Consider the following 18,925-nt stretch of genomic DNA (forward strand, 5'->3'; position numbering starts at 1 on the left):
GTACGATGACGAGATGGTGGCAGGAGAAGCCGATGCGGCTCATCCAGACGAACCTGCGGGAAATCGACGCTGCCCTTGACGTAGGGGAGCTGGTGGACAGCTTGCAGCAATACTCGGCGAACGTGCTGTTGTTTAACGCCGGGGGGATCGTGGCCAATTACGAGACGAAGCTTCCGTTCCATTATAAAAATCCGAATTTAAGGAATGACTTCTTGGGAGAAGTTGTCGAGGCCGCGCATCGAGCGGGCATCAAGCTCATCGCCCGTTTCGATTTCAGCCGGCTGAACGAACAGATTGCATTGCAGCACCCAGAGTGGCTCTACAAGAGCGTGAAGGGCGATATCGTCAACTATAACGGGCAGGTGCATACCTGCTTGAACGGCGCGTATCAGCAGGAGCGATCGATCGATATCTTAAGGGAATGCGCGGGCAATTATCCGATCGACGGCGTCTTCATCAATATGCACGGCTACGTCACGAGCGATTACAGCTATAATTACCATGGCATCTGCCAGTGCGGCAACTGCCGCGACAGGTTCCGGCAGATGTTCGGGCATGAGCGGCTGCCGATCGTCGAGGACGGGAATGATCCCGTCTTCCGCGATTATCAGAAGTTTCGCGAGGAAACCGTGGCCGAACTGTTCGTTCGCCGCTCGCAAGCGGTGAAGCGAATCAACGAGAATATCGCGATTTGCAACTATACGCCGGAAGGCACGGACATTTTCCGCAAGGAGTCCAATACCGGCATCGATCGCCCTCTGCCCGAATTCAATTACGCTTCCAGCTATCACGTCAAGACGGTGCACGGCTCCTGGCCCGGCATGGCCGTCAGCAACTCCGCCGTGCACTTCGTCGATTTCGCGATGCGGCATTCCGCCGTGTCTCCGCACCTGACGGCGGTTCGCTTGGCCGAAGATCTCGTGCAGGGCGGCTGGCTCGACTTCTACGTCATCGGGACGCTGACGAACCAGGACGATCGCCTCGTCCTCGACAGCGTGAAAGAGCTGTACCGTTTCCATGCCGAACATGAGGAACAATATAGGGGAATCGAGGCGGTGGCCGACCTATGCCTCGTCGAGCCGCATCGCAGCGCAATGTTCGGCAGCATCAAGGAGTTCAGGGGCTTGTTCCGCATCCTCTCCGAAAGGCATCTGCTGTTCGATGTCGTGCAGGACAGCGTGCTTGAGGGGGAACGGGCGCTGGAGACCCTTCGGAAATATAAGGCGGTCGTCTTACCTGACGTAAGAGCGATGAGCCCGGAAGCCGTCTCCGCCCTGGACAATTACGTCCGGTCCGGCGGGAAGCTGCTGGCGACGGGCTTCTCGTCGACTTGCGACCGAAAGGGCAACCCGTTGGACCGGTTTCAGTTGGAGAGTCTGGGCGTTGCCGGCATACAAGCGCGACGGCCGCGGTCGCAGGGGGACTACTTCGCCTTCTTGCCGGGGGATAAAGAGCGGCTAAACGGGTTCGAGTCGGTCGATGTCGTGTACTTATCGGGAGAGATGCTCTGCTGCGAGCCTAAGGCGACCTCCACCGCTTACCTGGGATTGATCGATCAGTGCATGTTCGGCCCCCCGGAAAAGTGCTATTACACCGAGGTCAGCTCGGTTCCCGGCGTCATTCGTCAGGGATTCGGCAAAGGCGGAACCGTTGCGATCCCATGGGGCGTCGGGGCACACTACGAGCGGCTGAGCAACCATGGGCATTCGCTGCTCGTCGCCTCCGCGCTGCGCGACTTGCTGCAGTTGGAGTCTTCGATCGAGGTCGAGGCTTCGCCCCTGCTCGAGGTGTCGGCGCATCGCGGGCGGGACGGAACGCGGGATCTTGTCCACGTCGTGAACCACAGCGGCCAACTCGGAACGGCATTCCATGCTCCGCTGCCCGTTCGCAACGTAGCGTGCACGTTCGCTGCGGCTCGGAAGCCGACGGGGGTTCGCGCCTTGCGGAGCGCAGCCGATTTGCCCTTCACGTGGTCGGATGACCGCGTCTCGTTTACCATTCCGGAGGTCCGACTCTTCGAAACGGTTGTTATCCGCTATTAATAAAATTTAGGGCCGAACATCAACACATGTTCGGCCCTAAGCAACGCCTTATTTCCGTATACGGTCTTGATCGCGCAGCACGTAATACGGCTGATTCGACAAATCTTCCGAGAATCCCGGAGCGAGCCACGCATCCCCGTGGACGTTGCTCAGCTCGAACATATAGACAATCGGAAACGGAGAATCCGTATAATCTCCCGGAATGACAGCCTCATACCGTCCGCTTTCATCCGCCCGAATCATCGGCGCCGTCCGATACGCTTCAGACTGATTCGCGTGGCGGTACAGCAGCACCACTTTGGTCTCGGTCCCCAGGGCATTCTCCGCATCGGAAAGGGTCGCCTCCAGCTTCACCGGCTCGCCCCTGCGGAAGGATTGCGGATCCTCGTGCCGGAAGGCGGGGCGCTGTCGCCTGATCCCCGCCGTGCTTATGAAGGCCGCGGAGGATGCGGTTTCTTGGAATCCTTCGGGCGCTTTGCCTTCGCCGCCGGAAACGGCATCCGCATAAACCCGCTCCATTCTTGCGATATCTTCCTCGATCCCCGCCAGCCGGTCTGACCAATGGCCTTTCATAAACGGCTTATATCCGAAGGGAATGTCATCGCGGTATACGTCCTTCGTGCAAGTTACAATTCGTTCCCAGGCGGATTTGGCCGTCCGGTAGCTAACGATCGCCTCCTGCAGGGAACCCGTATTTCCCGTCCGCTCGTACAACGCGTAAGATACGCCGGCGCGCAGTTTATTCGCGAAGAAATGACCGAGCCCCGCTTGTACGGCAATATCGATCGACCAGCGTCTGAAAGTGGCGCCGTTCGGATCTTCCGCCGATGAAGCCGCCGCCGTCAGATGCTTTTCGGCCGTTTCCGCAAGCGCCTCCAGCCGATCGGCGACCTCAAGCGGCGAAAGCTTACCGCGCAGCTTGCCTTGCGACACATCGTCCGCAAATTCATTAATCCCGTAAAATAACGCCGTATCCAGAGGGCTGACCGCTCCGAATGTATGCGGTTCGGGGGTATCGAAATCTACCTCGGACGGTCCCGAGCGTACAATAGCCAAGTTATTGTACATCTCCGGCCAGAAATAATTGTTCGATGCGGAAGGCAGATGAGCCGATGTGAGCAGAAGCAGAATCCTGCTGGCGTGGGCCAGCGCCTGCTCGCAGTCGGCAGCGGCTGACTGAAACTCGTGCCGCAAGTATCTTTGCCACTCTCCGGATTCGGCATCGGGATTGTACATCAATCTGCCCCATACCCGGTACGTGTACTCGTATTTTTGCCATTCCCGGCCTTTCATCTGCAACGACTCATCCTTGTACGGCTCTCGCCCGCCAGGTACGCCGCTGGTCTTCCGCGCCTTGAACGACATCGGCTCGCACAGCTCCACGCCGAGACTGCCGCAGAAGCTGCCGCTTCGCCCGTAGCCTGCGGCCATAGCCGGATCGCCCCATAACAAGACCCTTTGCGTCCCGGGCCAAATCCGATGGAGCACGCCGGTTTTCCGGTCCTCGTTCAAATAGTCGGCATAGCCGTATCGCGTGAAGCGCCGGACGGTTTGGGTGATCGCCATCAATTCAGGGCGCTCTGTCGTTGCCACCGGTAGTTCCTTGGCGCGAATTGCCCCTTGGTGATAAGGCAAGCCCATATGTTCGGCCCAAAATTTCGGCGACACAATGACCGGCATACCGGTGCCCAAAGCGACCTCCAGCATCTGAGCGTCCACGCCTTTGGGATGCATGTCGATTTCAATCGTTCGTCCGCAAGAAGTTAGCCCTTTAAAGACCTCGTTCCAGAAGAGGTGGGACGGCTCGGGGATCCCGCCCTCGTAATGGGTGCGGATCGTCACGCCGTCGATATCCGGGCAAGCCTTCAGCAAATAGCCGAGCGCATCGCGGCAATAAGCGGCATGGTTCGTTTCGTCTACGCCTTCAACCGTGTGAAGCTCTTCGGGACTGCGCTCCATCTTGTAGGCATGGTTCCACAATCCAAGTTGAAAATGAATCCCCCGGCGCTTGGCCTCCCGGCTGATGAACCGCAGCGTCTCCAGATTACGTTCCTGTTCCCCTTCCTCTAGTTCTTTCACACGAACCTGATACCCGGGAACGGACACGAAAAACGGGTAAGCAAACCCAAAGTAATTATCGCGTACATCCGGGTCATGCCCGTAATCGTACGATATCCCCAGCGTCAAATGAATCCTGTTGAAGCGGTGTGTTGCAAGCTCGGTCAAATAAGCTTCCCAGAACGCCTTATCGTAAAACCAAGACTTATCCTCGATCTCACTGCAAAACGAGCGGCTGATGCTGCGGATCAGGTTGTGGGGTTGACAGCTATATGTATCTATATCCGTCAGTGCGGTCAGCGGATTTTCGCTATATCTCGCGCGGTCCGCCAGCTCCAGCAGACCATAGACCAAGCCTCGAGCATCCGCTCCGACCACGGTTATTCGGTCCGGCAAAGCTGCCGATTCCGCCCGATCGTTTTGGATAACGAATGATTCGGGAACGTCCGCCGACGCAGAACCCATAATGTTCAGGCATAATTTTGCGCTTTGCTCTTCTGGGAGGCCGCCTCCGGTTGTCTCGGCAATGGTGATCCCTCGTTGTTCGAGCACACCGGATAAATAAGAAACGGCCCAGGTTACCGGATCACTGGAAGCAATCGCATCCGAAGAATCACGGGCTACGATAACTTTTACATGTTCATCGTATTTCATCTTTTCCATCTCCTTTTGCATCGATTGAATGGCATCCATAATTGAGCGTGACAGCGCATTCATAATAATTATAAGGCTCTCCAAACGGCATGTTAGCGACAATTTTAGCCGCGACGGGCGATAGGAGGGAGAGAACCATTTTTGTCTTGTCGGCAAAAATTGTCCGTTTAACAGGATCAACCCAAGGAAGAATCATAACAATACGGGAGTTCGTGAATGCAGGGGCCGTTATACAGGGTTAACCAGAACCGTGCTCGAGAAGTGTCCCCCTAATCGTCTAAATATGTTAATATATGGGCATCACCTTGAGTTGCTCGGAACTTGTTTTGTTTGAGGAGCGAAAGGTGACTTTTTATTTATTGGGAGGTTATTACATGGAAGCAAGAGAAATTCGGTTGCCTGCGTTTACTGTTATTGGATACCAAATTGAAGCTAACCTCGATGAGCTTGAAGCAGGATTAGGGAAACAAGCTTATAATTTGTTAATTTCGAGTAAGGATGAAATCCCTCACAAAAAAAATGAGAACGTTATATTGATGCAGATTTATCCTATGAAGCCTGGTTTTAGTCCGCGAGTTGACCGGTTTACTCAAATATTCGGCTATGAAACAGCTAGTACAGATGATGTTCCGTCGGGGATGATTCATCATACCGTTTCAGAAGGCAAGTATGTTACATACACTCACAGAGGATTGGAATCCGAGTTGGGCAAATCCTACGATTATGTATATGGGAAGTGGATGAGAGAAACGAATAACGAACCCAAAGGATTTGACTTTGAAATCTGGGATCAGAGGTATCAACCCGATAGTCCAGAGAATGAAATTGATTTGTTTGTAGCAATAAGGTAAAGGTCAAGTTTACCAAAGGCGAAGGAATGGCGAGCAAGAGGAAGTTCGGCGGATGTGAATACTGTAATAGTAAAACAAAGGGGGCGAACATGAGGAAGGCAATCACTGCAGTATTGTTAACGATCATTCTAACAACAGGATTCATGATCTATGTAGACCGAAACTATCTTTTTACTCCTTTCTCAGAGCTAGATCGAGATATTACCGTTCGCCCCTGGTACAAGTTTCGTAAACCATTGGAATTAGAAATCTCGTTAATTGAACAAGGGTGGAAAAGTAAAAGGATACAAGATGAGGTCGAGATTATTCGAATTCTTGAAGACCTTGAGCAACTGGAATACAGTGGAACGGAAATAATTCAAAAAGGAAGGCATTTTGTAATTACATTACGGCAACCGGATACGAAAGATCATGCAGGCTTACTCCTGCAATTCGACGGCTACGAAGATGGAGACATAAGGATCAATAATGGCAAGGCGAAACGCCTCTCGAACGACTTTAGAAACAAGATAAAAGGAATACTTGATGACATCGAAAGGGTGACTTGAGTTCCGCATGATGTCGTATGGTCGCTGCGAATCCCCCGGGGGCGTGAGTAAATGATGTGAGGGACAATCGTATGGGAAACAAAACGCATTCCATCGGGGTCGTTATCAGTTCTTTATTGTCGATATGTGTTGGTTACCTGTACATCCGTAATGTGTATTTTGATTTTTCGTGGTTAGGGGTGGAAACGGGATCGGAGAATGAGGCGGTTTCTCATTGGTCGGTATTATCGATCATTCTTGGATTGGTTACGATCCTCAGTCTTTATTTAGTACCGTACAGGAGAATAAAGTTGTTTGCTGAGTCCTTCATTTTCGTTGGGATGCTGTTCTTGTTCATTTTGCAGCTGCTTCCCCTGACGGCTTGGATATTCGTTTTGTATTTTGTGGATAGAACTGCAGGTTACGTCGGAGTAATACCGCATTGCGGAATCATCGCTTCCATCATCGTCGGTTCGTATGGGCTATTTCAATCTGGCGTGTCGACTCGGCGCTCCGAGGAAGATGGTGAGCAGCTCGCATGTACGAAAGGGGAAAATCAATAATGGTTGAATGCCCTTGGTGCAATAAGGAAGTAGTTATTACGAATCAAGTGTGTCCCGAGTGTATGCATGAAGTACTGCTTGATGATCAAGGAAACGTCGTCTTTGGGGACGTTACGGAGCATGTAGAAGAAGCGGAAAGCGCGGAACCGGATCTTGAATCTCTAATCCACGAGCGGTATAAGTGCGTAAAATGCGGGAATGACGAATGCGAGATCAAAGAAGTGGCGATGACCGGTACGGGCTTAAGCAAAATTTTCGATGTTCAGTACAATCATTATTTATTTGTGTCTTGCATGAGATGCAGTTACGTAGAGGTTTATAACCCTAATATATTAGCTAAAGGGGCGAGAGGATCGCTCGGTACGGTGATGGATATCCTCTTTGGTAATTAGAACGGTTTGCATGACCGTGTGGTGTCGAATCGATTCTGCGGCATGCTGCCCGACATAAAGAAGGCTATGCCGAAATTGCGGCATAGCCTTTTTTGCTATCTCCCGTGCTGGGATTTGTTTTTCTCGATTTGTTCCGCGAGTTCGTTGAGATAGGCCCAACGTTCCATTTGCTCGTTCAGCTCTCGTTCCAAGGATTGCTGAGCCGCGGACAGCTCCTGCAGCCGTAGGTAGTCTGTTCCGGTTTCGGCGACGGCTTTGTTGATCTCCTCCAATCGCTGCTCTAAAGAGGCAATGCGATCTTCGATTTCTTCGTACTCCTTCTGTTCCTTAAATGAAAATTTCAACGGGCGCTCCTTTTTATCGGGACCCGGTGACGACGGCGCATGGGAGCCGGATTCTTTCTTGGTATGGCGAGGCTCCTCGGCGGCGGCGTCCAAGGCGGCACGACGTTCCATATAATCGGAATAGGTGCCTACATAGCGGTCGACCGTGCCGTCCGCTTCCAACGACCAAAGGCGATCCACCGTGCGATCCAAGAAAAAGCGGTCGTGAGACACGACAATTACCGCTCCCGGGAAATCGTCAAGGTAATCCTCAAGCACCGTGAGCGTCTGAATATCCAAATCGTTCGTCGGTTCATCCAGCAGGAGCACGTTCGGAGCGCCGATCAACACGCGCAGCAGGAAGAGCCGCCGCTTTTCGCCGCCGGACAACCCCGATATCGGAGTCCATTGGACCGCGGGAGGGAAGAGGAAGCGCTCGAGCATTTGCGACGCGCTGATCGTGCTGCCGTCCGACGTTTCGACTTGCTCGGCGGCTTCTTTAATATACTCGATGACGCGCAGGCTGCCGTCCATTTCGGTCTGCTCTTGAGTAAAATAGCCGATTTTTACGGTAGGGCCGACATCGATGACGCCTCCATCGGGAGCAAGCCGGCCGGCAAGCATATTGAGGAGCGTCGATTTGCCGCTGCCGTTCGGGCCGATGATGCCGATACGGTCGTCGCGCTGCACGATTTCCGAGAAGCCGCGGATGACGGCGCGCCCCGCGTATCCCTTCACCACGTCATGGATTTCCAGCACTTTCTTCCCGAGCCGGGAGGCGCTGAGCGACATATCCAACGATTCATTCCGTTCCGGTGCGGCGGATGCCTCCAGCGCTTCGAAACGATCGATTCGCGCTTTTTGTTTCGTCGTGCGCGCCTTGGCGCCTTTGCGCATCCAGGCGAGCTCGCTGCGGTACAAATTCCGGCGTTTGCGCTCGGCGGCCTCCTGCTGCTCCATACGCTCGGCCTTCTGTTCGAGGAAGACGCTGTAGTTGCCGGTGTAGCCGTAAAGTTTTCCTTGGTCAAGCTCCAAAATCCGATTCGTAACGCGATCCAAGAAATACCGGTCATGGGTAATCATCAGGAGCGCCGATTTGGATTTTTGCAAATATTGCTCCAGCCAAAATACGGTCTCGGTATCGATATGGTTCGTCGGTTCGTCGAGGATGAGCAAATCCGCCGGTTGAATGAGGGCGGCGGCGAGCGCTACCCGCTTCCGCTGGCCGCCGGACAGGGTGCCCAACCGCTGCAGCACATCGTCGATCCCGAGGCGGGACAATATTTTTTTGGCTTCGCTTTCGAGCTGCCAGACGCCTAAGGAATCCATTCGCGCCATGATTTCCGCAAGCCGGCGATCCAACCCGGGCTGCGCCGCTCCGCGCTCGAGAGATTGAAGCACATGCTCGTACTCGCGCAGAAGCTCGAACTCGGGGCTGCTCCCCTTGAAGATGTGGTCGATGATCGTGGATTCGTTTTCGAAAGGCGGCTGCTGCGGGACATACTCGATGCGAATGCCGTTGCGGTACGCGATCGATCCGCTGTCGGGCTTTTCGATGCCTGCAATGATTTTGAGAAGCGTCGACTTCCCGGTGCCGTTCACCCCGATCAAACCGATCCGGTCCCGGTCGTCAATGCTGACGTCAATTCGGTCGAAGAGCGTCTTCATGCCGTAGCTTTTGGACAATTGGTCTGCTGTGAGTAAGTTCATCGTTCCAATTCCTTTGTTCTCGTTTGGTTCAAGCATACCATATGCCGCACGGTTACACACGTTCGCAGCACTAGGAGCTCGTGGAAGGATGAACCATAGATTCATTGAATTGTTGAGGGTAAACCCTTACAATTGGATATTATTGTACTTAATTCAGGAAGTTGGTATGTCATGAGAAATGCGGCATGGAAGAGGGGATAGATCAACGGAACTAGGGTTATATAGAAATATATGAATACAAACACTTGTTCGCATACGCCTTAGTGAGGTAAACTGAGGAAGTACAACTGAATCTTGGGTGGTCCTGGTTTCCCTTCGGAAGGAGGTGAAGCCATGGAAGTTAAAGATGCAATAACTATCATGATCGCATTCGCAACGTTTGTCATTGCACTTTTAACATACGTCGGGAACAACTACAGGAGAAAGTAAAAACCCACCCCAAGGTTCGCGGCCGAAGGTGGGTTTTGCCCGTTCAGCTCGGAAGGGAAACCCGTCCAAGCCAGTTGTACAGGCCAAGCGTTCCAGCGCTTGGCTTTTCTTACACCAAATTTTATCACAAGGTGTCGCTCGGTAACAACACGGAAGTGAACGGAACCGAAAGGAAGGTCGATGCTTTGAACATTCAATGGGTCGAACGGGTACAAGATATGGTGGATGTCAACGCTCCGGAACATCGGATCGTCCCTTTAGCGCCGGGGCTCGAAGCGACGGTCGCGAAAGTGGACTCGGAGAACGGTTCTTACGTCCTCAAAGTTTGGAACAAACAGGCAAAACCCGATATTGGAAAGCAGTACAACCTACTATCCGCCCTTCATCGTCAAGGGTTATGCGTTTCCAAGCCTTACGGATGGGGCATCGACTCGGATCACAATCAAGTGCTGCTGACCAGCTACGACGGCATCCCGATTTCAAGATTGGACAAAGAAAAACTGAAGCGCATCGCGCGGATGTTAGTCGAAGTCCACCGTTGCCGCGTGAACGAAAGCGACTTCTCGAACCTCCTTCACCACGAATTTATCGCATATTTTTTTCCCGCTATAGAAATGCACAACGATTTACATGATGTGTTGCTGCGCCTCCTGGAGAACGTGGAACTTTCTCAGGATCGTCTTATCCATGGCGATTATAACTTGGGAAACATTCTTGAGGAATCGGACCGATTTACGATCATCGATTGGACCAATGGACAACTGGGCGACCCGAGATACGATATCGCATGGTCGGTACTGTTAATGCGAGTTTACGTCGGGGAAAGGTATGGCGGTCTGTATTATAACGAGTTCTTGAAATTAGGGGACTACCGACCGGAAGATTTGGAAGTCTTCGAAGCGATTGCCAGCATCCGGTGGTTGTTATTGGACCGTATCGCCGGCCTGCCGAAAGGTCCAAGTACAATGAAGCGAATCAAAACGTTGGTTCGGAACAATCGTTACATACACGAAAACCTGATATAAATTTGGGGAGAGCAAGATAGGTTGTGAACGGCGAAAAGGTAACTCATAGGGGGATCTGGAGGAAGTCGCTTTGCACCGGATATTCATTACCGATCTCGACGGCACGCTGTTGCGGTCGGACCAGACGCTTTCCGATTATACGGTCGACGTACTGAACGCCGCGATGCAGGAAGAGGATTGCATCGTAAGTTTTGCAACAGCCCGAGGGTTCGTCAGCGCGATCGGCGTGGTGTCGCCTGTAGCTTGGAAGTACCCGGCGATTTTGTACAATGGGGCTCTCCTGTAGGATGTCGCAGGAAAGCGCGTGATCGACGGGTATTGGCTGGAGGAGGGGATTGCGAACGAAATCGTCGCCATCGGGAGAAACCATGGGGTTTCGCCGTACCTCTTTTTGCTGGACGCCGATCAACGCGAGCGCGTATACCATGAGAAGTTGGTTTCTTTCGGTATGCTGGAATTTCGGAAAAGCCGCCGGAACGATCCTCGGTTCCGCCAGGTAGAAACGGTCGAATGCTCGAAAGACGAATGTACATTGGCGCTGACGTATATCGACGAACTGGACCGATTGCTGCCGTTCAAAGAGGAAGCGGAAGCGGCTTTCGGCGGCCGGCTGCACTGCCATCTAATGAAAGATTACTATATCGAGAATCAGTATTTTCTAGAGTTCGGGCACCCGCTTGCGTCTAAGTCGGAAGGCTTACAGTTGTGGGCGAAGCATATGGGGGCGGATCCGGCGGAAATTTGCGTATTCGGGGACCATGTGAACGATCTTGGCCTGTTCGAAGCGGGTGGAAGAAGAATCGCGGTCGCGAATTCGCATGAGGAAATTTTAAAGCTCGCCGATGAGGTCATCGACAGCAACGACGAAGACGGCGTGGCGAAATATATCGATAGATTTATGATAAGGCAGTTAAAGAAGTAATTTACTTGCCTTGTAAGCCTCTGGTAAAATCTTGCTAAGAAATTCGGAGGGAAGGAACGGCTTTCAAGGCGCACGCCATTCCAAGCACATCGTGAGGTGGGAGACGAATGTTATTTTATGTCGGGTTGCTGACGATCGGCCTAGCGATTTGGTATGTATTCAAAGAAATCGACATCGAATATCCGTTTTCCAGGGCCGTGCTGATGATTATCGTGTTGAATTTGATCGGCGGAATGAGCTTGGTCGAGAATATCGCCTTGAACATGGATCCTGTCGCGAACGACGGCTTATTCCTCTCCAATGCGGTCGTGAAGCTCATCCTTCGCGAAGACGGGTGGTCGCAAGAGTTGTACCGGCAGGCATTCCAGCATTCGGTTCAGATTACCTTCGGACTTCTCTTCCTTTATATTGTTGCGCTGGTTTTCGAATCCCGGCGGAAGACGCAGCGCGCGATCGGCTAACCGGAATGCGAACAACGAGGAGGCGCTATGATGCCGTATATTAACCTTCAAATTACAAAGGGCGCGACACGAGAGCAGAAAGAACAAGTCGTAAGGGAGTTTACAGACACGTTGGTGCGCGTGTTAGGGAAAAAGCCGGAGCACACGCATATCGTAATTCAGGAAATCGAAGAAGAAAACTGGGGCTTCGCCGGCATGCTGACGGACGATTACCTGAAGTCGCTGAACCGGAAGGTCGATTGATGCGGGACGGAAGACGCAGGCTTCGAGACGCTGCGGGGAGCAACGGGAATATACGAGCCGGATGGAAACAGGGGGAAACGTATGACGGAAATTAGGAAGGTTTCGACCGGTTCGCCGTGGGAGCCGGTCGTCGGTTATTCCCGCGCCGTCCGAGTCGGGAACGTCGTCGAGGTAGCGGGAACGACGGCGATGAAGGACGGGGAGATCGTCGGGAAAGGCGACCCGTATCAGCAAACGGTCCACATACTCCGCACGATCGAAGAAGCGCTGCGCCAAGTCGGCGCCCGGCTGGAGGATGTGGTGAGGACGCGCATGTACGTGACCGACATTTCGCAATGGGAGCAAATCGGCAAAGCGCACGGCGAGTTTTTCCGAAACATTCGCCCTGCCGCGACGATGGTGGAAGTGAAAGCGCTGATCGATCCGGAGCTGCTCGTCGAAATCGAAGCGCAAGCGATCGTGCGCGAGGGCGGCAGGGGCTGAAGGGCGGGACCGCGAAGTGAAGCGGGTCGATATCGTGTAAGGGCTGGTGAACGCGATGTCCGAGGAGATCATCATTTGCGAATATAGCGACGAATGGCCGCGCTCGTTTCGGGACATCGGGTCGAGGCTGCGAGCGTCGTTAGGGGAGGCCGCGCTTCGCATCGACCATATCGGCTCGACCGCTGTGTCGGGACTCGCGGCGAAACCGGTCGTCGACATCCAAATTACGGTTCGCCGGTTGGAGCCGATCGAGGCGTACAAAGCGGCGGTGGAAGCCGCCGGCTTCGTGCACAGGCCGGAGAATCCGGATTTGACGAAGCGGTATTTCAGGGAGTCGCCCGGAGACCGCAGAACGCATATCCACGTTCGCGCAGACGGAAGTTGGTCGCAGCAGTGCGCGCTGTTATTCAGGGACTACCTTCGGGTCCATCCGGAGGCTTGCGTCGAATATGCCGCAGCGAAACGAGAGCTCGCGGCCGCGTTCCGAGGCGACAGGTCGGCGTACGTCGAGGCGAAGGAGCCGGTCGTATGGGCGATCTTGCGCAAGGCGTCCGCTTGGAGCCAGCGCGTCGGCTGGACGCCGGGAGAGACGGATCATTGATCTTTCGGGGAGGGACGGCATGAGACGGATCGGCAGCGGGCGTACGGCGGACATTTTTCTGCAGCAGGACGGCACGGCGTTGAAGCTGTTTCGCGCAGGGGTTCCGGCCTGGGCGGTGCAGGACGAATACTACAATGCGTTGGCGGCGTATCGGCGGGGCATCCGGAGTCCCGAGCCTCGGGGCATCGCGGCGCTCCTCGGGCGGCGGGGGATCGTCTACGAGTACGTCCCCGGAGAGACGCTGCTGCGCGCCATGATGTCGGGGCACGGATTCGACCGCAACCCGGCGCGGACGATGGCGATCGTTCATCGCGAAATCCACGCGCAGTCGGGAGAGGGCATGAGACGGAAGCAGAAAGACGTCATGATCCGGCACATTCGGAACGCCGCCGACCTGTCCGCCGAGGAGAAGGACGGCATCGTCCGGAGGCTGTCCGAGCTGCCCGACGGCACCAGCGTCTGCCACGGCGATTTCCACCCCGATAACATCGTGGTCGGCGGGAGCGTGCGCGTCATCGATTGGATGACGGCCGTCGTCGGCAGCCCGGCGGCGGACGTCGCTCGGACGATGCTTCTGTTCGCGTACGGTACGATGCCCGAGGAAGCGCCGGATGAGGCGAAAGCGTTCATCGAGCGGAATCGGAAGCGGATGAAGCATGAATACGCGGCGCAATATGCGGCGCTGTCCGGCATAAAGCCGGATGAAGTCGAAAGGTGGATGCTGCCCGTCGCCGCGGCGCGGCTGGACGAACGGATTCCGGCGAGGGAGCGGTCGGAGCTGCTGCAGCTCGTCAGAACGCTGCTTCGCACATAACCGGGCGATTACGGAATATGGTTGCCCGTTAGAACCAATACGGCAACGCCATGGAGGCGCTCCTCTATGGCGTTGCTTTTTTAGTTCTTGTGGGTCAAATTGGAAACGGAAAGAGGAATTGGAGCCTAGCGTATCGTAATTAATAGATAAGGTTTTCCGGGAGGTGAGCGCTGCACTCATTCTTCGTGTCGAACGAATAGGTCGTGGACGGTATCCGCGTAATTGGCGATGTTGTTTCCGCGCTTGCGGTGTCGCACTGGTTTTGGTTCAGAGTAAACGGTAAGGGCTGGGATGAGAAAGATGAGCGACGCTGCCGTTGTTTTAGTAAAGCCTAGCATGGAATATCGGGAAGAGTATCTCTCTTTTTATACAGAATGGAAGGCGTCCGGCGAAGAGATGGTGCCGTGGGTGATCGAACGCGAACCGACCGATTTCGAATCGATGCTCGCGTTTCTATCAAATCACGAGAGAGGCGTCGAGTTGCCCGACGGATGGGTGCCGGATTCGACCTTGTGGCTGGTCGACGAACGAGGCCGGGTGATCGGCGCGGTCAATATCCGGCATCGCTTGACGGAATGGCTGCTCCGCGCGGGCGGCCATATCGGGATGGGCATTCGACCTTCGGAACGGCGCCGCGGCTACGGCAAGGCGATGCTCGAGCTGGCGCTGGCGGAGGCGAAGCGGCTCGGCATCGAGCGGGCGCTGCTCGTGTGCGATGCGGACAACGCCGCCTCCGAGCGCACGATCGTCGGCTGCGGCGGCGTCCGCGACGAGGATTTCGTCGAAGCGGACGGCAGGGTCTTCAAACGATATTGGATTCGGACGTAATTCGGCAGCTGCAAGAGGAGGATGTCGGCATTCGGGAGCAAACTACGTTTCAAAAATCCAAGGAGGGAACATTATGAAAACGGAAGTACGCGTGCAGGATGCTTTGAAAGCGGTTGTCGTCAACTCGAAACATCGAATGATCAGCCATTATCTTCCGAAACTGTTGATTTGTTTGGGCGAGCTGGACGATCCTATGCTGTGGTTCAAAGACCGGGAGAGCAACTCGATCGGCGGAATCGTGCTGCACATCTTGGAGCATGTTCGCAGTAATCGGGAATGGGCTGCGGACGGCGCAGTATCGTTCTCGACGGGCATCGAGGACTATTTTCCGGAACCGGACTTCTCGTGCGAAGAGCTGATGGACATCGTCAGCCGCGAATTCCGGGCATGGGGAGACGCGCTGGCGGCGGCCGATCCGTCGCGCATTCCGATCCATTCGCTGCTCCACTTGGTCGAGCATACGGGGTATCATTTGGGCCAAATCGTCGACCGCGCTCAGCGGTATTCGGGGAGCCGCTTCCAATTTTTCCAGAGCGGCATTAACGAGAAGGCATTGCTAGCGGCGATCGAACGAGATTTATAGAGTCGGCCGGCGATCCCGTTCGCCCGCTCCGTTCCGGAACGACTTGCCCGGGACAAGACGGAAAGTTCGTGGTAAACTCAATTCGTCGGTCACCGGATCGGCGATTTCTTCTTGCAAACGTACTGGCAAACGAACGTCTGTAACTGTATTCTTTCTCTACTCATCGGATATGGTATCCTTTCATAGGGAAGTGGAACGACATGGCAAGCCATGATGAGGTGTACGCCGCGCAAGCGGAACTGTACGACGCTATGATCCGCAGGCAGCCCGACGTGTCCGTGAAAATAAGAGACATTCGCCCGTACCGCGGCCTTGACGTACTGGATTTGGGTGCGGGGACGGGCCGGCTGTCCGTGCCGCTCGCGATGGAAGCGAAATCGCTCGTCTGCACGGATGCGTCGCGATCGATGCTGGACGTGCTCGAGCGGCGGCTTACGGAGAGCGGGGCGCCGAACGTGTGGACGACAGTCGAGGCGGATCATCGCCGGCTGCCGCTGCCGGATCATTCGTTCGACCTCGCGGTGTCGGGATGGAGCGTCTGCTACTTGGCGTCCTCGAGCCGCGCCGAATGGAAGAGCGATCTGGAGCGGGTGCACGCCGAGCTGTGCCGGGTCGTTCGTCCGGGCGGGACGATCATGCTGTTCGAAACGATGGGCACGGGCACGGCGACGCCGAATCCGCCGAACTTCTTAACGGATTATTACGGGGAACTCGTCCAAACTTACGGGTTCGCGCACGACTGGTTCCGGGCCGACTACCGGTTCGACAGCGTCGAGGAGGCGAAGCGGCTGACCGAGTTTTTCTTCGGAAGCGAGCTGGCGGCGGCGATCGAAGCGAACGGATGGTCGACGGTGCCGGAATGCGCCGGCGTATGGTGGAAGACGGCATCATAACTCATAACTTCGTTCAAGAAAGCAGGCGGAATATTTGATCTTGGAGACGGCCGTATTGCACGTCATACCTGGGCAGGACGACGAGTTCATCGAAAATTTCAAGGCGGCGTCGAAGATCATCGCAAGCATGCGAGGGTATCTCGGGCACGAGCTGCAGAAATGTTTGGAGCGGGAGCATCAATATTTGCTGCTGGTGCGCTGGGAGCGGCTGGAGGATCACACGATCGGGTTTCGGCAGTCGGAGCCGTATCGGGAATGGAAGCGGCTGCTGCACAGGTTCTACGATCCGTTCCCCGTCGTCGAGCATTACGAGAACATCGATATCGAGTAACGAAAGGGCGGAACGTCGGTGTTGCGGAGCAGGGAGACGTCCGAGCATTATGTTTGGGGCGACGGCTGCGACGGCTGGCGGCTTGCGGACCACGGCCGGCTCAGCGTGATCGAGGAGCGCATGCCGCCGGGCACGTCGGAGATTCGCCATTACCATGCGGCGGCGATGCAGTTTTTCTACGTGCTGCGAGGGGAACTCCACATCGAACTCGAAGGGCGAACGTTCGCGCTTCGCGAGCGGCAAGGTTTGGAAGTCGCGCCGCTGCGCCCTCATCAAGTCATGAACCGCGGGGCGGAGCCGGCGGAGTTCTTGGTCGTGTCGCAGCCGGCGACGAAGGGCGACCGTTACGAAGCGAAGGCGGAGAGGAGCGGAATCGATTGAGGATCTTTATTGTTGACGCATTTACTGATCAACCGTATAAAGGAAATCCGGCGGCCGTCTGCGTGCTGGATCGGGAACGGCCGGAACGGTGGATGCAGCGCGTGGCGAACGAAATGAATTGCTCCGAAACGGCGTTCGCGCTGCGAATGGGCGATGAATATTCGCTCCGGTGGTTTACGCCGGAAACCGAAGTCGATTTGTGCGGCCACGCGACGCTCGCGACCGCCCATCTGCTGTGGGAGGAAGGGCTTCACGAGGGAGACGAAATCGCGTTCCATACGCGCAGCGGCCGGTTGACGGCCGAACGGGACGGCGAATGGATCCGGCTCGATTTTCCGGCGGACCCGGCGGTTCCGGCGGAGGCGCCGGAGGACCTGACGGAAGGGCTCGGCTCCGCCGCGCTCGTCTATGTCGGGAAAGGCGGCACCGATCTCGTCGTCGAGCTCGAGGACGAAGCGGCCGTCGCGCGGCTGCGCCCGAACTTGCACGCGTGGAAGCGGCTTGACGCCAGGGGCGTGTTGGTGACGGCGCGGTCCGGCAGGCCGAACGTCGATTTCGTGTCTCGGTGCTTCTTCCCGGCGATCGGCATCGACGAAGATCCCGTGACCGGCTCCGCGCACTGCACGCTGGGGCCGTACTGGGCGGCCAAGCTGGGGAGAACGGAGCTGACCGCAATGCAGCTGTCCGCTCGCGAAGGGCTGCTTCGCCTTCGCGTCGGTACGGAGCGGGTTCAACTAACGGGACGGGCGGTCACGACGCTGCGCGGCGAGCTGGCCGCGGAACGGCTGTGAAGGGCGCGGCGATGCCGTTTAACGGGCTGCCTTTGCAGACGGAACGATTGCTGCTTCGGCCTTATACGCGCGAGGACGTCCCCCAGCTGCATACGGTGCTGTCCGATCCGGAGACGATGCGGTATTGGCCGGCTCCGTTCACGGAGGATCAGACCGCCCAGTGGGTCGAGCGAAGCTTAGGTTTGTATGCCTCAGGTTTGGGGAGGTTCGCGATCGTTCGGCAGGCCGACGGGGCGCTGATCGGCGACGCGGGGCTGCTGCATCTCGAAATGGACGGCGTCCTAGAATACGATGTCGGGTACATCGTGGCGGCGAACGAATGGAGGCGAGGCTACGGCTTCGAAGCGGCGGCGGCCGTCGTCGCATACGGATTTCGTACGCTCGGGTTGGATCGGCTTTGCGCCAACATGCCCGCAGCGCACAGCGCTTCCCGCAGATTGGCCGAAAAACTCGGCATGCGGCTCGAAAAGATTTACGCGAATGAGAGAAATCGCGGCATTGAAACTTGTTTGTACGCGAAACGAAACGAGACATCATGACACGGAACGGGCGGGAACGACGAATGGCGAATATTGAGGTGCGGCAGGCGACGATCGGCGATTTGGCGGAAGCCGCGGCGCTGTTTAACGAATATCGGCAGTTTTACGGGCAGCCTTCCGATCCGGACGGCGCGCAAGCGTTCTTGTACGAACGCTTCGTGCATCTGGAGTCGGTTATTTTTTTGGCGAAAGCCGGAACGGAGCGGGAAACCGTCGGCTTCATGCAGCTGTATCCGACGTTCTCCTCCATTTCGATGCAGCGCTCTTGGATTTTGAATGATTTGTTCGTAGCGGCCAGCGCCCGCGGTCAAGGGGCGGCGCAGGCGCTGCTGGACGCGGCGGCCGCTTACGCCCGGCAAACCGGAGCGAAGGGACTGGCGCTCAGCACCGCTCCCGACAACGTGATCGCGCAGCGGCTGTACGAAAAAAACGGATTCGAGCGGGACGCGGAATTTTACCATTATTTTTTGCGGGTGTGAGA

Annotated in this window: 24 protein-coding genes; 22 read left to right on the forward strand and 2 right to left on the reverse strand. The window is 55.7% G+C overall.

Going from position 1 to position 18,925, the window contains the following annotated elements; translation table 11 throughout:
- The first annotated feature begins 5 nt into the window (after positions 1 to 5).
- Positions 6 to 2,042, forward strand: coding sequence for an alpha-amylase family protein (locus VE009_RS17655; RefSeq protein WP_325009920.1), 2,037 nt, complete (start codon positions 6 to 8; stop codon positions 2,040 to 2,042).
- 48 nt (positions 2,043 to 2,090) lie between these two features.
- On the opposite strand, the gene VE009_RS17660 is transcribed toward VE009_RS17655, so the two are convergent.
- On the reverse strand, positions 2,091 to 4,754 hold the full coding sequence (locus tag VE009_RS17660; protein ID WP_325009921.1) for a hypothetical protein: 2,664 nt from the start codon (positions 4,752 to 4,754) through the stop codon (positions 2,091 to 2,093).
- A 374-nt stretch (positions 4,755 to 5,128) separates the two neighbouring features.
- On the opposite strand from VE009_RS17660, the gene VE009_RS17665 reads away from it, so the two are divergent.
- From VE009_RS17665 to VE009_RS17680, 4 genes are all read left to right on the forward strand, one after another.
- Positions 5,129 to 5,605 (forward strand): GyrI-like domain-containing protein, encoded by a 477-nt coding sequence (locus tag VE009_RS17665; RefSeq protein ID WP_325009922.1) that lies wholly within the window; start codon positions 5,129 to 5,131, stop codon positions 5,603 to 5,605.
- Positions 5,606 to 5,694: 89 nt separating this feature from the next.
- Positions 5,695 to 6,153 carry a hypothetical protein gene (locus tag VE009_RS17670; RefSeq protein ID WP_325009923.1) on the forward strand — a complete coding sequence of 153 codons (459 nt, stop codon included), beginning with the start codon at positions 5,695 to 5,697 and terminating at the stop codon, positions 6,151 to 6,153.
- Positions 6,154 to 6,224: 71 nt separating this feature from the next.
- A complete protein-coding gene (locus VE009_RS17675; protein WP_325009924.1) occupies positions 6,225 to 6,695 on the forward strand; it encodes a hypothetical protein in 471 nt (156 codons plus the stop codon).
- A 62-nt stretch (positions 6,696 to 6,757) separates the two neighbouring features.
- Positions 6,758 to 7,087 (forward strand): zinc ribbon domain-containing protein, encoded by a 330-nt coding sequence (locus tag VE009_RS17680; protein WP_325009925.1) that lies wholly within the window; start codon positions 6,758 to 6,760, stop codon positions 7,085 to 7,087.
- A gap of 95 nt (positions 7,088 to 7,182) precedes the next feature.
- On the opposite strand, the gene VE009_RS17685 is transcribed toward VE009_RS17680, so the two are convergent.
- Positions 7,183 to 9,120 (reverse strand): ABC-F family ATP-binding cassette domain-containing protein, encoded by a 1,938-nt coding sequence (locus tag VE009_RS17685; RefSeq protein WP_325009926.1) that lies wholly within the window; start codon positions 9,118 to 9,120, stop codon positions 7,183 to 7,185.
- Positions 9,121 to 9,480: 360 nt separating this feature from the next.
- Between VE009_RS17685 and VE009_RS17690 the strand changes: the two genes are divergently transcribed.
- The 17 genes from VE009_RS17690 to VE009_RS17770 all read left to right on the forward strand — a co-directional run bounded on the left by VE009_RS17690 (position 9,481) and on the right by VE009_RS17770 (position 18,923).
- Entirely contained in the window at positions 9,481 to 9,549 is a 69-nt protein-coding gene (locus tag VE009_RS17690; RefSeq protein WP_325010181.1) for a putative holin-like toxin, read from the forward strand.
- Positions 9,550 to 9,734: 185 nt separating this feature from the next.
- On the forward strand, positions 9,735 to 10,574 hold the full coding sequence (locus VE009_RS17695) for an aminoglycoside phosphotransferase family protein (protein ID WP_325009927.1): 840 nt from the start codon (positions 9,735 to 9,737) through the stop codon (positions 10,572 to 10,574).
- A 70-nt stretch (positions 10,575 to 10,644) separates the two neighbouring features.
- A complete protein-coding gene (locus tag VE009_RS17700) occupies positions 10,645 to 10,860 on the forward strand; it encodes an HAD family hydrolase (protein WP_325009928.1) in 216 nt (71 codons plus the stop codon).
- 18 nt (positions 10,861 to 10,878) lie between these two features.
- Positions 10,879 to 11,496, forward strand: coding sequence for an HAD family hydrolase (locus VE009_RS17705; RefSeq protein WP_325009929.1), 618 nt, complete (start codon positions 10,879 to 10,881; stop codon positions 11,494 to 11,496).
- A gap of 107 nt (positions 11,497 to 11,603) precedes the next feature.
- Positions 11,604 to 11,957 carry a hypothetical protein gene (locus tag VE009_RS17710; RefSeq protein WP_325009930.1) on the forward strand — a complete coding sequence of 118 codons (354 nt, stop codon included), beginning with the start codon at positions 11,604 to 11,606 and terminating at the stop codon, positions 11,955 to 11,957.
- Positions 11,958 to 11,987: 30 nt separating this feature from the next.
- Entirely contained in the window at positions 11,988 to 12,200 is a 213-nt protein-coding gene (locus VE009_RS17715; RefSeq protein ID WP_325009931.1) for a 4-oxalocrotonate tautomerase family protein, read from the forward strand.
- 81 nt (positions 12,201 to 12,281) lie between these two features.
- Entirely contained in the window at positions 12,282 to 12,683 is a 402-nt protein-coding gene (locus VE009_RS17720) for a RidA family protein (protein WP_325009932.1), read from the forward strand.
- Between the two features lie 55 nt (positions 12,684 to 12,738).
- Positions 12,739 to 13,284, forward strand: a complete 546-nt coding sequence (locus VE009_RS17725; protein ID WP_325009933.1) for a GrpB family protein — start codon at positions 12,739 to 12,741, stop codon at positions 13,282 to 13,284.
- 19 nt (positions 13,285 to 13,303) lie between these two features.
- Complete coding sequence (locus VE009_RS17730; protein ID WP_325009934.1) at positions 13,304 to 14,098, forward strand: aminoglycoside phosphotransferase family protein; 795 nt, start codon at positions 13,304 to 13,306, stop codon at positions 14,096 to 14,098.
- Between the two features lie 300 nt (positions 14,099 to 14,398).
- Positions 14,399 to 14,926 (forward strand): GNAT family N-acetyltransferase, encoded by a 528-nt coding sequence (locus VE009_RS17735; protein ID WP_325009935.1) that lies wholly within the window; start codon positions 14,399 to 14,401, stop codon positions 14,924 to 14,926.
- 73 nt (positions 14,927 to 14,999) lie between these two features.
- Complete coding sequence (locus tag VE009_RS17740) at positions 15,000 to 15,509, forward strand: DinB family protein (protein WP_325009936.1); 510 nt, start codon at positions 15,000 to 15,002, stop codon at positions 15,507 to 15,509.
- 200 nt (positions 15,510 to 15,709) lie between these two features.
- Positions 15,710 to 16,402: a class I SAM-dependent methyltransferase gene (locus VE009_RS17745; RefSeq protein WP_325009937.1), complete on the forward strand. Its 693-nt coding sequence runs from the start codon at positions 15,710 to 15,712 to the stop codon at positions 16,400 to 16,402.
- A gap of 34 nt (positions 16,403 to 16,436) precedes the next feature.
- Positions 16,437 to 16,733: an antibiotic biosynthesis monooxygenase gene (locus VE009_RS17750; protein ID WP_325009938.1), complete on the forward strand. Its 297-nt coding sequence runs from the start codon at positions 16,437 to 16,439 to the stop codon at positions 16,731 to 16,733.
- An 18-nt stretch (positions 16,734 to 16,751) separates the two neighbouring features.
- The gene (locus VE009_RS17755; RefSeq protein WP_325009939.1) at positions 16,752 to 17,114 is read left to right on the forward strand and encodes a cupin domain-containing protein; all 363 of its coding nucleotides are present in this window, start codon (positions 16,752 to 16,754) and stop codon (positions 17,112 to 17,114) included.
- Positions 17,111 to 17,905, forward strand: coding sequence for a PhzF family phenazine biosynthesis protein (locus VE009_RS17760; RefSeq protein WP_325009940.1), 795 nt, complete (start codon positions 17,111 to 17,113; stop codon positions 17,903 to 17,905). Before VE009_RS17755 ends, VE009_RS17760 begins: the two co-directional genes overlap by 4 nt.
- Positions 17,906 to 17,916: 11 nt before the next feature.
- A complete protein-coding gene (locus VE009_RS17765) occupies positions 17,917 to 18,444 on the forward strand; it encodes a GNAT family N-acetyltransferase (protein WP_325009941.1) in 528 nt (175 codons plus the stop codon).
- 23 nt (positions 18,445 to 18,467) lie between these two features.
- Positions 18,468 to 18,923 (forward strand): GNAT family N-acetyltransferase, encoded by a 456-nt coding sequence (locus VE009_RS17770; protein WP_325009942.1) that lies wholly within the window; start codon positions 18,468 to 18,470, stop codon positions 18,921 to 18,923.
- The last annotated feature ends 2 nt before the right edge of the window (positions 18,924 to 18,925 follow it).

The organism is Paenibacillus sp. (assembly GCF_035645195.1).
GTDB lineage: Bacteria > Bacillota > Bacilli > Paenibacillales > YIM-B00363 > Paenibacillus_AE.

What these genes read in the sequence shown, in the direction of transcription:
- VE009_RS17730 (WP_325009934.1), top strand. Translation starts at nt 13,304, where the DNA reads ATGAGACGGATCGGCAGCGGGCGTACGGCGGACATTTTTCTGCAGCAG.
- VE009_RS17765 (WP_325009941.1), top strand. Translation starts at nt 17,917, where the DNA reads ATGCCGTTTAACGGGCTGCCTTTGCAGACGGAACGATTGCTGCTTCGG.
- VE009_RS17680 (WP_325009925.1), top strand. Translation starts at nt 6,758, where the DNA reads ATGCATGAAGTACTGCTTGATGATCAAGGAAACGTCGTCTTTGGGGAC.
- VE009_RS17665 (WP_325009922.1), top strand. Translation starts at nt 5,129, where the DNA reads ATGGAAGCAAGAGAAATTCGGTTGCCTGCGTTTACTGTTATTGGATAC.
- VE009_RS17740 (WP_325009936.1), top strand. Translation starts at nt 15,000, where the DNA reads ATGAAAACGGAAGTACGCGTGCAGGATGCTTTGAAAGCGGTTGTCGTC.
- VE009_RS17720 (WP_325009932.1), top strand. Translation starts at nt 12,282, where the DNA reads ATGACGGAAATTAGGAAGGTTTCGACCGGTTCGCCGTGGGAGCCGGTC.
- VE009_RS17685 (WP_325009926.1), bottom strand. Translation starts at nt 9,120, where the DNA reads ATGAACTTACTCACAGCAGACCAATTGTCCAAAAGCTACGGCATGAAG.
- VE009_RS17660 (WP_325009921.1), bottom strand. Translation starts at nt 4,754, where the DNA reads ATGAAATACGATGAACATGTAAAAGTTATCGTAGCCCGTGATTCTTCG.
- VE009_RS17745 (WP_325009937.1), top strand. Translation starts at nt 15,710, where the DNA reads ATGGCAAGCCATGATGAGGTGTACGCCGCGCAAGCGGAACTGTACGAC.
- VE009_RS17735 (WP_325009935.1), top strand. Translation starts at nt 14,399, where the DNA reads ATGAGCGACGCTGCCGTTGTTTTAGTAAAGCCTAGCATGGAATATCGG.
- VE009_RS17655 (WP_325009920.1), top strand. Translation starts at nt 6, where the DNA reads ATGACGAGATGGTGGCAGGAGAAGCCGATGCGGCTCATCCAGACGAAC.
- VE009_RS17670 (WP_325009923.1), top strand. Translation starts at nt 5,695, where the DNA reads ATGAGGAAGGCAATCACTGCAGTATTGTTAACGATCATTCTAACAACA.
- VE009_RS17710 (WP_325009930.1), top strand. Translation starts at nt 11,604, where the DNA reads ATGTTATTTTATGTCGGGTTGCTGACGATCGGCCTAGCGATTTGGTAT.
- VE009_RS17675 (WP_325009924.1), top strand. Translation starts at nt 6,225, where the DNA reads ATGGGAAACAAAACGCATTCCATCGGGGTCGTTATCAGTTCTTTATTG.
- VE009_RS17770 (WP_325009942.1), top strand. Translation starts at nt 18,468, where the DNA reads ATGGCGAATATTGAGGTGCGGCAGGCGACGATCGGCGATTTGGCGGAA.
- VE009_RS17725 (WP_325009933.1), top strand. Translation starts at nt 12,739, where the DNA reads ATGTCCGAGGAGATCATCATTTGCGAATATAGCGACGAATGGCCGCGC.
- VE009_RS17715 (WP_325009931.1), top strand. Translation starts at nt 11,988, where the DNA reads ATGCCGTATATTAACCTTCAAATTACAAAGGGCGCGACACGAGAGCAG.